Genomic DNA, 11,695 nt, shown 5'->3' on the forward strand with positions numbered 1-11,695 from the left:
TTTTATAAGCCTCACCTCGAATTTTTTAAATCACCTTTGCACCAAGTGTATTAGCAAAATGCCCCAATGCCCATTCATGCCCAGCTGCATTAAAACTGGCAACCGCATCCTGATAAACCACTATTTTAAATCCTTTATTGTACGCATCTACAGCAGTATGTAACACACAAATGTCCGTACATACCCCAACGAGATGTACCTCGTCAATTCCGCGTTCGCGTAATTTGCTTTCCAAATCCGTTCCTGCGAATGCACTATAACGGGTTTTATCAAAATAATAGACATGTTTAGCATCTCGATTTGCTTCGTAGACCGCAGCTAGTTCGCCATAAAGATCCCGGCCTTTTGTTCCAATCACATTGTGGGCGGGAAATAGTGCTGACTCCGGATGATATTGATCCCTCTCTTCATGTGCATCAATTGCGAATACAACATAATCTCCCGCTTCAATAAATTCTTGCGTCAGTTCCACAATTTTGCCCTCAATTGCCTGACCAGGTGCACCACTTGTGAGCTTTCCATCTTCAGCCACAAAATCGTACGTGTAGTCAATATTAATTAGTGCTCGTTTCCCCATTGTTAGCCCTCCATTTGTTAGTTTATTTCAGCGAGTGGATCAAACCCGTCACCAACCATTTTGAACGAAGCTTTTCCCTCATTTAATTCATTAACAAACACATCCCAGTTAGCCGCATTAACGGCAACCAAAAACAATCGATCCAGTACATCGAGATCGTCAATAGCCATTATTTGTTCGACAATAGCCTTTGGCACATTGCCAAAACGCATATGGATTAATCCTAACAAATCCTCTTTTTCCGTTATATTTACTGGCGCATCATGATCATGTTCCATTCCATATACCTCCACATGTAGCCTAATTTTGGATTGCCCTGCCATCCCCCAACAACAAGGCATCTACTGTAACTATAGCAAATTTCCGAAGCAAAAAGGGTGGAACAATCAAACAAATTATTGAACAATTATTTGGTGTGACTCGCCTTTAACCCGCAATGCGGCATGATAGGTTGGTCCCACTTTATCCGTATACGAAAATCCGTACGCAATTGCAGTAGTAACAAATCTTTTCGCAAGCTCTACCGCTTCAGCCATCGTCTTCCCTTTAGCCAACTGTGCGGTAATCGCAGCTGAATACGTGCAGCCGGCCCCACTTGTATGGACGGTATCAATTCGTGGTGCCTCATATGTAATGAACGATTTCCCGTCGTATAAAACATCAATAGCGGGCCCCTTTAAGCGTCCGCCTTTTACTAAAACATATTTCGGTCCGAGCTTGTGCAGATCAATAGCAGCCTGTTTTAGATCATCAACGTTATTTAACTTGCGGTCATCCAGCAAAAAGGATGCTTCAGGCATATTCGGTGTAATAATCGATGCCAATGGAAACAGTTCGGATTTCATTGCTTCAATTGCATCATCCTCAAGCAATTTGGAGTCCAGCTTCCCTACCATCACCGGATCAATCACAATATGGTCGGTCACGGAACTTTCTATGATTTTACTTGTTTTCAAAATTACTTCCTTGGAAAACAGCATCCCTGTCTTCAAGGCATCAATCCCAACCTGTTTAACTGCCGTCGCATATTGTGCTTCAATTGCCTCCATTGTTTGCGGATGAACATTTTTATTTGTTTCCGGATGACGGGCAACGATCGCCGTAATCACACTCATTCCGTATACGTCAAGCTCCTGAAATGTTTTCAGATCCGCCTGAATTCCTGCACTTCCACCCGCAGCTGATCCGGCGATTGTTAAAACGCGAGGTGGCTTATTCATATCATCATTCCTTTCTTGATTATGTAGTGCCGTTTGTTGATATTGTTGTTTACTATTGATGTTACGTGTTTCACTGTCAATGTTACAACTTTTACTATTGATATCCGGTCTTTCACTGTCGATGTTGCAACTTTTACTGTTGATGTCCGAACTTTCTCTGTTGAAGTTACAACTTCTACTATCGATGTCCGAACTTTCTCTGTTGATGCTAAACGTTTTAGTGTATCCGGCACTACATCTTTTTTTCGACTGCCCTTGAATCGCTTTCCTACACCACCACAATTATAAACCACACAATCATAATTAGCTGAATAATGACTTTTGCCACTGCCCCGCCTAAAAATCCGATTAACGAACCGAATGATGCACGAATCGCTTCATTGGCGGTTCGTTGCTGCATCATTTCAATGACAAATACAACGATAAATGGCAAAACAATAATGCCAAATGGCGGGATCACAAACGATCCGATTATTACGGCAATTGCTGCCCCCCGCTCCCCCCATTTACTGCCTCCGTACTTTTTGACAAAATAACTGTTTGCAATGATGTCAGATCCGATGAGAACAATTGTCAAAATAGCCATTGCCAGCCAAAAGGTTGTCGTTAGCTCACTTGCGTCAATTACGAAATGATATAACAAAAACCCAACCCAAATCACTAGTGGTGATGGAATAATCGGAAAAATAATCCCGGCAAAGCTCAAGATAAATAGTGCAATGATAACGATCCATATTAGAATATCAATCATGTATCCCTCCAGTTAGTCTGTGTTTTTTTGGAAAAAACTAGATATCCTCGCTTCTTCCCTCGCTAAAATACGTTTGTAATTCTCTAAGTGCTTCATAATCGATAATACCGATAACAATACAACAACCATTGTCGGCTCAATACCGAAGAAATAATACGTCGTTACTAAAAATGATAAATACATAAACAATACCCCGATAACCAAATAATCCGTCGCAAATGTTAAAATCAGCAATATACCAATCCCTATACAAGCAATTTTCCAATCAATTGCCAGTAGCACTCCTACGAGTGAAGCTGTCCCTTTTCCGCCACTAAAGTTCATTGTAACAGGATAAACATGGCCAGTAATGATAAATAGTGCATTAATATAAATCATTAGTGTTTGTGCTTCACCTGTAATTCCATTTTCGTTTAAAATATATAGCAGTAAGATAATCGATAATGTCGCTTTAAAAATATCAATAAGTGCAACCAAAATTCCGTATTTCCAGCCAAGTAAAAGAGTTGTATTTGATGCACCGGCATTTTTTACTCCGGCGTTTTTTATATCGACCTTTTTATATTTGCCAACAATTTGCGAGCCATGCACACAGCCAAATGCATAGCCAATCAGGCAACTTAAAAAATAAAGCATTGTCTCCCCCCTTTTAGGATTATTATATATATACGTCGACACCGCAAGCCAGTCAGGGTACATTATAGTACGAATTATGCTTGGAAAAGTTTCAAAAGTGATGCCTCTTAAATGGTGCTGATGTACGATTATTTATTAAAGGAGAACTAGCGGATTGAAAAAAATAAACAAAGATCTTCTGACATGGATTATCATCATCCTGTTTTTTACAGCAGTAATCGTTCTTTATAATAAAATAAATAACAATCAATATATTGACCAGGGCGAAAATACTCCGCTCCCAAACGAATTGCACCCAACGGTTGAGAAAAAGAAAAATACACTCCTGAAAAAAGCAACTGCTATTGGTATTGATGTTGTCATTACGGAAGAAGTACGCACGGTCGAGGAACAAAATGATTTGTATGCGCAAGGCAGATCAAAAAAAGGGGAAATTATTACCCATTCCAAAGGCGGTGAATCGTATCACAATTATGGACTTGCCTTTGATTATGCATTACAGAACGGGGATGGGGAAATTATTTGGGACTTGCATTACGATGGCAACCAAAATGGGGAATCTGATTGGTTCGAAGTCGCGGATATCGCAAAAAGTCTCGGATTCACCTGGGGCGGCGACTGGAAACACTTCACAGACTACCCACATCTGCAAATGGATTTCGGCTTAAGTATTAACCAGCTGCAAAAAGGGCTGCGGCCGGAAGTAAAAGATGATGAACAATTGAAATAAATTGTAGCGAGGGGAGGACTACACTCAATCAGGAAACAATCAACTGATTTCCGGGATCGTTCATTTATAAAAAAAGCATGCAATTTTCTTTGTTTCCCATAAAAAATTGCATGCTCCCTTTTTTTCACTCATTAACGATCTGATTTCTATTATCAAGATCCTCTTCCGGCAATGGATCAATTGTATGTTTATACGCATACCCTTTTGAAATTGAAACCAATGTCAGTACGAGGATAATCAGGATAATCGCAATTCCTACCAAAATATAAAACAGCATCTAATTTTCTCCCTCTAAATATTTTATATAAACCTGGTTCTTCTGTTTCCAGCCGTTACGCTTAAAGAAATCATGTACAGCCAAATTCGTTGTTGATATGGTTGCCGTTATTTGTACAGCATCCTTCTTTAACGCCAATCGCTCCAGCTTTTGATATAGATGCTCATCAAGACCTTTTCCCGCATACCCGCTCTTAATAGAAAGCTTATCAATATGGAATTCGCCCGCAGTCTGATCCATACGAAACAAAATGAACGCCACTATTACACCTGACTTTTCCACAACAAGCAATCGTACATTGTCCTGCTTCAGGCAATCAACAAAAAATTCCTTCACCAGTTTACCCGGTTCAGCGGCTAAATGGATATTTTCACACGTATCATTTAGTTTAGCCAGCTCGGCAAAATCCCCCAGCCTTGCTTCTCTAATCTTATACATCCATTACCTCCTTAGGCATTATCAAACGGTTTTATCAGTCCGTAAACCGTTTCCGTATACGGCATTTCAACTCCAGCAGCTTTCGCTAAACGCAGTGCTCCACCCTGCAAGTGGTCCACCTCTAATGGTAAACCTTTACGGCGATCCTGATGCATGGAGGAGGTTGCATCTTCCGGTAAATGCAATAATTTGGCTTTGGCCATTTCCACGTCAACACCTGGTATTTCCACATTATAGGCCTTCGCTAGCGTTCGCATTTCCTGCAAGATCATTTCAGCAATCCGAAATGTGCTGTCGTGATCCCGAATCTCGCCAATTGGCAGATTTGCTGCAGTTGTAATGCCGGAAAATGCCGTGATAAACGTATACTTTTTCCAGAGTTCAAGTAAAATGGTATCACTATTAATACCGTTTACATTTGCTTTATGACAAAGATTCTCCAGTTGATTGCAAATCGTTGTTTGCGTTGGCTCCAGCTGCCCGAAAACCAAATCATGAAAATCGCTTGAATGAATAACATGGCCATTTTCATCTAATGTTGCAATGATAAAAGAAAGGCCACCAATGACTGCATCTTTGCCAAGCTGATCCTGCAAATAGCTGATATGCTCGATCCCATTTAAAACAGGCAAAACATGAGCACCTTTTTTGGTTAATGTCTTCAAATCTGCTAACGTACCTGGTAAGTGATAACCCTTGACACTTACCAATACAAGATCTGCCGTCTCAATTTCCGCTGCATCAGTTGCTATTTTTGGGTTTGTAACCGTGTAATCCCCTGATGGGCTATTGAGCTTTATGTGGTTTTTTTCAATCTGTTTCGCACGCCTTTCCCGAACTAAAAAAGTGACGTTTGCTCCACCTTCCAAAAAACGGGCTCCAAAATAAGACCCTAGTGCACCTGCACCGATTACAACGATATCCATTCTGTCCCCTCCATATAAATCAACCTGATGTTATCGTACCGTGATTCTTATACTTTGTCTATATCCAACGCTTCAGAAAGTTTCCACACGGTAATTTCAGCAGTTTTTGAGTATACACGAGCATTATGCCATATATACAAGCATATGTTGATATAAAACAGCTTGATGGAGCTTACCATTTTATATGCCATTTAAATCGCAATTATCTAAATATACTGCGTTTGAGAAACTGCAAGAATGTCTTTACTATTAAAGAGTGTCCGCTAAAAGCAACTTCAGCCCAATTTTCTCCGAAAAACAAATAGTATTTTTCACCTAAATCACAGGTAGTTCAATAGTGTTACTCATACTCCTGATACTAATCACGATCATTCAGGTTTTTTAAATCGGAATCTATAACCGATTTAAATTTTTTATTGTCAAACCAATTATCGAAACATTGATTGGAAAAATGTTTTTTCGGTTAATGTTTTAAAATAAAAGGGGAGGTCTTCTTAAAAAATGAAGAAAACTTTACTTATATCTGTATGTTGCCTTGTGCTCATTATGCTGGCGGCATGCGGATCAGATGACGCAAGTGGAGATGGCGGAAAAAGTGGTAATCTGCTGGATGAACTAAAAGAAAAAGGTACCGTAACTGTCGGTTTTGCCAATGAAGAGCCATATGCGTATCAGACCGATGATGGCGAACTTAAAGGTGCTGCAGTGGACATTGCAACAGCCGTTTTTAAAGAACTTGGTGTTGATAACGTAAAAGGTCAGCTTGCCGATTTCAAACAATTAATCCCAGGCCTTAATGCCGGGAAATTCGATGTCGTGACAGCCGGAATGGCGATTACCCCTGACCGCTGTGAAAACGCCGATTTTGGTGAACCGGAAATGATGTATGGGGAAGGGTTAATTGTCCAGAAAGGAAACCCGCTTGACTTGCACAGCTATAAGGATCTAGCTGAAAAGAATGCTACTGTGTCAATCATGTCCTCAGCAACGGAAAATGAATTTGTTAAAAAGGAAGGGGTTAGCGAAGAGCAAATTCAATCTGCACCAGACATTCCGGCAACATTTTCAGCTGTCGAGTCAGGACGTGCTGATGCAACAACAGGAACTGAAATGACGGTAAAAATGGCTTTGGAATCTTCCGGGAATGACAAGTTGGAATTTGTTGAGGATTTTGAGCAGCCGGAAGATATTGAAGGAGTTCCAAGTTATGGGGCAGCTGCTTTTCACAAAGACAACGATAAATTGCGTGAAGCATATAATGAAAAATTGGCTGAATTAAAAGAGAGCGGCAAAATTGCTGAACTATTGGAAGCTAACGGATTTAATGGGGAAACAAACAGTGTCCCTGATGGTATTACAGCCGAAAGCGTTTGTAGCGGCGAAAACTATTAGAGGTTGTTCATAAAATCACCAAATGACAGGAACATCGGCTGGAGAGCAAAAACATCGGCTGGAGAGCGAGTACATCCGCCGGAGAGCGAGTACATCGGCTGGAGAGCGAGTACATCCGCCGGAGAGTGAGAACATCGGCCGGAGAACGAGTACATCGGCTGGAGAGTGAGAATATCGGCCGGAGAGCGAGTACATCCGCCGGAGAGCGAGTACATCGGCTGGAGAGCAAAAACATCGACCGGAGAGCGAGTACATCCGCCGGAGAGCGAGTACATCGGCTGGAGAGCAAAAACATCGACCGGAGAGCGAGTACATCGGCTGGAGAGCATATTTTCATAGAATACCAATTATCCGAAACGAACTCCATAGGGTCAGACTCCCTTACCCAGGGGGGCTGACCCTATACTTTATAGAGGATGTTCAAAAAGTCACCAAACGATAAGCGGCGACTTTTATATACACACTTATTGCATATTCATCATGTAAAACGAAGGAGTGATTACTATTAATGCGATAGCAGACATTTTCCCTGTCCTGATGAAGGGTGTCGAGATAACTGTTACTGTTCTTTTGGCCTCGATTGTATTAGGATATTTCATTGCTTTTATCGCTGGGTTTGGTCGTCTTTCCAATAACGTTATCCTTCGCAAGTTCACCGGCTTTTATGTGGAAGTTTTTCGCGGGACATCGTTGATTGTTCAATTATTCTGGTTTTATTATGCATTACCAATTCTCTTTGGTATCGAGATCGGCAGTGACTTTTGGGCAGGAGTCTTGGCAATATCGTTAAACTATGGGGCCTATATGTCGGAAATTGTACGCGGTTCAATCCAATCAGTTGCCAAAGGACAGAGCGAAGCAGCGACGGCATTAAATATGTCTCGTTTCCAGCGGATGAGGCTGGTTATTTTCCCCCAGGCAGTTCGGATGATGTTGCCAGAGTTCGGTAACTATCTTATCTTAATGTTAAAATCTACATCACTTGTATCACTAATTGGTATGACAGATATTTTATACTATGGTGATATTTTACGGAGTTCCAACCTATCACAGGCACCAACGGTTTATCTGCTGGTACTTGTATTCTACTTCATTCTTGCGCTTCCATTAATTTGGTTAACGAAGAAGATGGAGAGCATATCCAAGAAAGGAGTGGCTAGTCAATGAATAACAATTGGAGCTGGGATATATTCTTTGATGCCTTCCCTAAGGTGCTGGAAGGGCTTGGTATTACATTAGGTTTAACCATTGCATGCTATTTATTTGCGCTTATCTTTGGTTTTATCTGGACATTTGTCAAACGAATTCCCATAACGCCCATCAGATGGGTATTATTATGGATTATGGAATTCATTCGCTCTACACCACCACTTGTCCAGCTATTTTTCCTCTATTATGCATGGCCGATGGTGCCTTATATTGGTGTTACCTTAGATCCATTCACAAGTGCCGTACTTGGGCTGGGGATTCATTATAGCACGTATATCGGCGAAGTGTATCGATCAGGGATTGACAGTGTTGACAGAGGGCAATGGGAAGCAGCCAGAGCATTAAACTTCTCCACTGGACAAAAGTGGGCCAAAGTCATCCTGCCACAAGCTATACCACCAACCATTCCGATGCTGGGAAACTATTTGATTATTATGTTCAAGGAAGTCCCGCTTGCATCAACTGTTGGGGTATCTGGTATTCTATTTATGGCTGATGAATTTGGTTCTCAGCATTGGAAATACTTGGAGCCAATCACGATTGTAGCCATTCTTTTCCTTGTACTAAGTTATCCATCTGCTATTCTGATTAATAAACTGGAGAAAAAAATGAACCGCCGTTTTGATAAAAAAACAACAAGCAAGCAAATTCAGGAAAATAAAGGAGCTGTATCATAATGACAGAACCAATCGTTATGTACAAAGATGTTCATAAATCCTTTGGTAATGTGAAAGTTTTAAGGGGTGTCGATTTAGACATTAAACCAGCAGAAAAGGTAGCAGTAATCGGCCCGAGTGGTTCTGGCAAAACAACGATTATCCGCATGCTCATGACATTGGAGGAGCCTACCTCTGGAGATATCATCGTTGATGGCAAAAACCTGTGGCACATGGAAAAAGGCGGCAAGCTTGTTCCTGCTAACGAAAAACATTTGCGCGAAGTTCGTGGTGATATTGGGATGGTGTTTCAGCATTTCAACCTTTTCCCGCATATGACGATTTTAGAAAACTGTATGACTGCACCTGTCAACGTTCAGAAGGAAAATAAAGCCTCTGCTAAAGAACGTTCGATTGAAATGCTTGAGAAGGTTGGGTTAGGCGACAAGCTTGATAACTACCCAAGCCAGCTTTCCGGCGGGCAAAAGCAACGTGTTGCGATGGCTCGTGCACTTGTCATGCGACCAAAGATTATGTTGTTTGATGAGGTTACGTCAGCACTTGACCCTGAGCTTGTCGGTGAGGTGCTTGAGGTCATTCGCGATATCGCCAAAGAAGGCGAAATGGCGATGGTACTTGTTACCCACGAAATGGAATTTGCCCGCGATGTCGCCGACCGAATTGTATTTTTGGATAATGGTGTCATTGCCGAACAGGGCCCGCCAGCAGAAGTACTGGAGAATTCAACAAATGAACGGTTGCAGAGCTTTTTGCACCGGTTTAGAAGATAAAATAGCCTAATTATCCTTTCTTCATAGTTGTGCAGTTTTACCAAAAAATTAAAATGAAAAATTTATAAGAGCCTGTTCTGGTCTATCATATGTCAAGGCAGGCTCTTAAAAATCACCGATGTATCAATTTCTATATAAGAACCGCCACCATTTTACGTCCAAAAATTTATGATTTAACTTCATTAACTTAGTACCCATTTCTATTTATGATATCCGATACCTTTAACACTATTTTTGAGAAAACATCGTGACTTGATTAATTAAAAGGAAGGGACTTACCACCAACTGCCTGATAAGCCCCTTTTCACTATCCCGTTTCACTTAAATTCAGCCGGGATCTCCAATAAATCGATTCCCCATACAACTGGCAAATAGAAGTATACTGCTACTACGATTAGGGAAAGGGAAATGATATTTAACCAAAATCCGTTTTTAACCATTTCTGTTATTTTCAATTTCCCTGTACCATAAATAATCGCGTTTGGTGGCGTACCTACTGGCAGCATAAATGCACAGTTTGCTGCCATTGCACATGGCACCATCAGCGCAAACGGATGGACATTCAATGCTAGCCCAAGCGTAGCAACTACTGGTATAATCATGGTTCCTGTTGCCGTGTTTGAGGTGATTTCGGTCAAAAATAGAATTACACCAGTAGCAACAAGCATAATAATAAAAATGTTCATTCCTTCAAGTCCTGCCAGCTGATTGCCAATCCAGTCAGAAAGACCTGTTTCTGTAAACCCTGCAGCGATGGCAAGTCCACCTCCGAACAGAATTAGAATACCCCATGGAATATCCTTAGAATCCTTCCATTCCATTATCTTGCTTCCATCTTCCTGCTTTGAAGGGATCAGGAAAAGCAGAATGGTTGCTGCCATCGCGATAATACCGTCACTAATACCAGGAACGTGTACAATATTTTCCCAAATAAATGTACGAGTAATCCACATAAAAGCAGCGAAAGTAAAGACAGCTGCAACAGCCTTTTCTTCATAAGAGATTCCCCCCAGCGATCTTCTTTCCTTATTGATCTGTTCCTTCCCGCCTGGAAGCTCACGGAAGTTTACCTTATAGACAATCTTGGTAAGGTATAGCCATAAGATAGGAATTAACAAGATCGCAACCGGTACACCGACCTTCATCCAGTCTGCAAACGATATTTCAGTATCAAACATTTTCCCTACTGTTGCTGCAAGAATACTAAGTGGAGGGGTTCCAATCAATGTTCCCAGACCACCAATGGTTGCAGCATATCCTATTCCGAAAATAACTGCTTTTTCAAATTTCGGTATTTCCTTTGCATATTCACCTTTTTCCAACGAACTTGTTGCCTGATTGATAATCGCCAGTCCCATTGGTATCAACATCATCGTAGCTGCTGTATTGGAAACCCACATTGACAGAAAAGCAGTAGCAACCATGAACCCTAATACAATTCGCTGGGGGCTTGTGCCGATGACAGAGATAATTGATAAGGCAATCCGTTTATGCAAATTCCACTTTTCCATCGCAGTTGCAATAAAAAAACCACCTAAAAACAAGAAAATAATATCGTTTCCATAGGACGAAACAACCGTATCCCCATCCATCGCCCCGGTAATCGGTAGCAAGATAATCGGGAAGAGTGAAGTTACCGCAATCGGAATCGGCTCAGTTATCCACCAAGTAGCGACCCATAACGTTACGGCAAGGACAGCCCTTGCCTCAGGGCTTAAACCTTCCGGCTGAAACAGTAATAGGGTTAATAAAAATAGCAACGGTCCCAGGATTAGACCTACCTTTTGAGCAGGTTTATAAGCTGGTTTTTTATTATCATTAGTTCCGCCTTCTGAAGAATTAGAGCTGCTTTCTTTACCGCTTTCAGAAGCATCTGAGTCCCTTTCTTTTATAACCCGTGAAAAGGTAAATCGTTCATTTGTTTCGCCATAAGGCTGCCGGATCCCCCATAAAACTGCTTTAAATCCTTGCCCCATATTTCCATCCACCTTTCAAAATCATATGTTAGCGCTTACAAATATTTTAGGGGATTACTTTCCGGCTGTGTACCTTTTGAAACTATTTCAACCCTTTTGTAACTAAAAAAAATAAT

Annotated in this window: 16 protein-coding genes; 6 read left to right on the forward strand and 10 right to left on the reverse strand. The window is 41.2% G+C overall.

The window, feature by feature from the left end; genetic code table 11:
• Nucleotides 1-25: 25 nt before the first annotated feature.
• The 6 genes from CZ382_RS09955 to CZ382_RS09975 form a co-directional block, all read right to left on the reverse strand.
• Nucleotides 26-577 carry a cysteine hydrolase family protein gene (locus CZ382_RS09955; RefSeq protein ID WP_088051106.1) on the reverse strand — a complete coding sequence of 184 codons (552 nt, stop codon included), beginning with the start codon at nt 575-577 and terminating at the stop codon, nt 26-28.
• Nucleotides 578-594: 17 nt separating this feature from the next.
• Nucleotides 595-855: a hypothetical protein gene (locus CZ382_RS09960; protein ID WP_088051107.1), complete on the reverse strand. Its 261-nt coding sequence runs from the start codon at nt 853-855 to the stop codon at nt 595-597.
• Between the two features lie 117 nt (nt 856-972).
• Nucleotides 973-1,797, reverse strand: coding sequence for a bifunctional hydroxymethylpyrimidine kinase/phosphomethylpyrimidine kinase (thiD, locus tag CZ382_RS09965; RefSeq protein WP_088051108.1), 825 nt, complete (start codon nt 1,795-1,797; stop codon nt 973-975).
• Entirely contained in the window at nt 1,794-2,030 is a 237-nt protein-coding gene (locus CZ382_RS23385) for a hypothetical protein (RefSeq protein ID WP_140392726.1), read from the reverse strand. Before CZ382_RS23385 ends, thiD begins: the two co-directional genes overlap by 4 nt.
• A gap of 35 nt (nt 2,031-2,065) precedes the next feature.
• The gene (locus CZ382_RS09970) at nt 2,066-2,548 is read right to left on the reverse strand and encodes a DUF456 domain-containing protein (RefSeq protein WP_088051109.1); all 483 of its coding nucleotides are present in this window, start codon (nt 2,546-2,548) and stop codon (nt 2,066-2,068) included.
• A 12-nt stretch (nt 2,549-2,560) separates the two neighbouring features.
• Nucleotides 2,561-3,184 (reverse strand): glycerol-3-phosphate acyltransferase, encoded by a 624-nt coding sequence (locus CZ382_RS09975; protein WP_088051110.1) that lies wholly within the window; start codon nt 3,182-3,184, stop codon nt 2,561-2,563.
• Between the two features lie 154 nt (nt 3,185-3,338).
• On the opposite strand from CZ382_RS09975, the gene CZ382_RS09980 reads away from it, so the two are divergent.
• The gene (locus CZ382_RS09980) at nt 3,339-3,914 is read left to right on the forward strand and encodes a M15 family metallopeptidase (RefSeq protein ID WP_088051111.1); all 576 of its coding nucleotides are present in this window, start codon (nt 3,339-3,341) and stop codon (nt 3,912-3,914) included.
• A gap of 124 nt (nt 3,915-4,038) precedes the next feature.
• Here CZ382_RS09980 and ytzI read toward each other — a convergent pair whose 3' ends face one another.
• From ytzI to CZ382_RS09995, 3 genes are read right to left on the reverse strand one after another with little or no spacing between them, the layout of a single operon-like run.
• Complete coding sequence (gene ytzI, locus CZ382_RS09985; RefSeq protein WP_088051112.1) at nt 4,039-4,191, reverse strand: YtzI protein; 153 nt, start codon at nt 4,189-4,191, stop codon at nt 4,039-4,041.
• Complete coding sequence (locus tag CZ382_RS09990; protein ID WP_088051113.1) at nt 4,192-4,629, reverse strand: GNAT family N-acetyltransferase; 438 nt, start codon at nt 4,627-4,629, stop codon at nt 4,192-4,194.
• An 11-nt stretch (nt 4,630-4,640) separates the two neighbouring features.
• Nucleotides 4,641-5,555, reverse strand: coding sequence for a ketopantoate reductase family protein (locus CZ382_RS09995; protein WP_088051114.1), 915 nt, complete (start codon nt 5,553-5,555; stop codon nt 4,641-4,643).
• Between the two features lie 501 nt (nt 5,556-6,056).
• Between CZ382_RS09995 and ehuB the strand changes: the two genes are divergently transcribed.
• The 5 genes from ehuB to ehuA all read left to right on the forward strand — a co-directional run bounded on the left by ehuB (nt 6,057) and on the right by ehuA (nt 9,603).
• Entirely contained in the window at nt 6,057-6,947 is an 891-nt protein-coding gene (gene ehuB / locus CZ382_RS10000; protein ID WP_088051115.1) for an ectoine/hydroxyectoine ABC transporter substrate-binding protein EhuB, read from the forward strand.
• 125 nt (nt 6,948-7,072) lie between these two features.
• Nucleotides 7,073-7,345, forward strand: coding sequence for a hypothetical protein (locus CZ382_RS23390; protein WP_140392727.1), 273 nt, complete (start codon nt 7,073-7,075; stop codon nt 7,343-7,345).
• A gap of 106 nt (nt 7,346-7,451) precedes the next feature.
• Complete coding sequence (gene ehuC / locus CZ382_RS10005; protein WP_088053436.1) at nt 7,452-8,114, forward strand: ectoine/hydroxyectoine ABC transporter permease subunit EhuC; 663 nt, start codon at nt 7,452-7,454, stop codon at nt 8,112-8,114.
• Nucleotides 8,111-8,833 carry an ectoine/hydroxyectoine ABC transporter permease subunit EhuD gene (ehuD, locus tag CZ382_RS10010; RefSeq protein WP_088051116.1) on the forward strand — a complete coding sequence of 241 codons (723 nt, stop codon included), beginning with the start codon at nt 8,111-8,113 and terminating at the stop codon, nt 8,831-8,833. Before ehuC ends, ehuD begins: the two co-directional genes overlap by 4 nt.
• The gene (gene ehuA / locus CZ382_RS10015) at nt 8,833-9,603 is read left to right on the forward strand and encodes an ectoine/hydroxyectoine ABC transporter ATP-binding protein EhuA (protein ID WP_088051117.1); all 771 of its coding nucleotides are present in this window, start codon (nt 8,833-8,835) and stop codon (nt 9,601-9,603) included. The genes ehuD and ehuA overlap by 1 nt, the downstream gene beginning before the upstream one ends.
• A gap of 317 nt (nt 9,604-9,920) precedes the next feature.
• Here the strand turns inward: ehuA and CZ382_RS10020 are convergent, their stop codons facing one another.
• Complete coding sequence (locus CZ382_RS10020) at nt 9,921-11,579, reverse strand: SLC13 family permease (protein WP_088051118.1); 1,659 nt, start codon at nt 11,577-11,579, stop codon at nt 9,921-9,923.
• Between the last annotated feature and the right edge of the window lie 116 nt (nt 11,580-11,695).

Source organism: Virgibacillus dakarensis (assembly GCF_900155625.1).
GTDB lineage: Bacteria > Bacillota > Bacilli > Bacillales > Amphibacillaceae > Lentibacillus_C > Lentibacillus_C populi.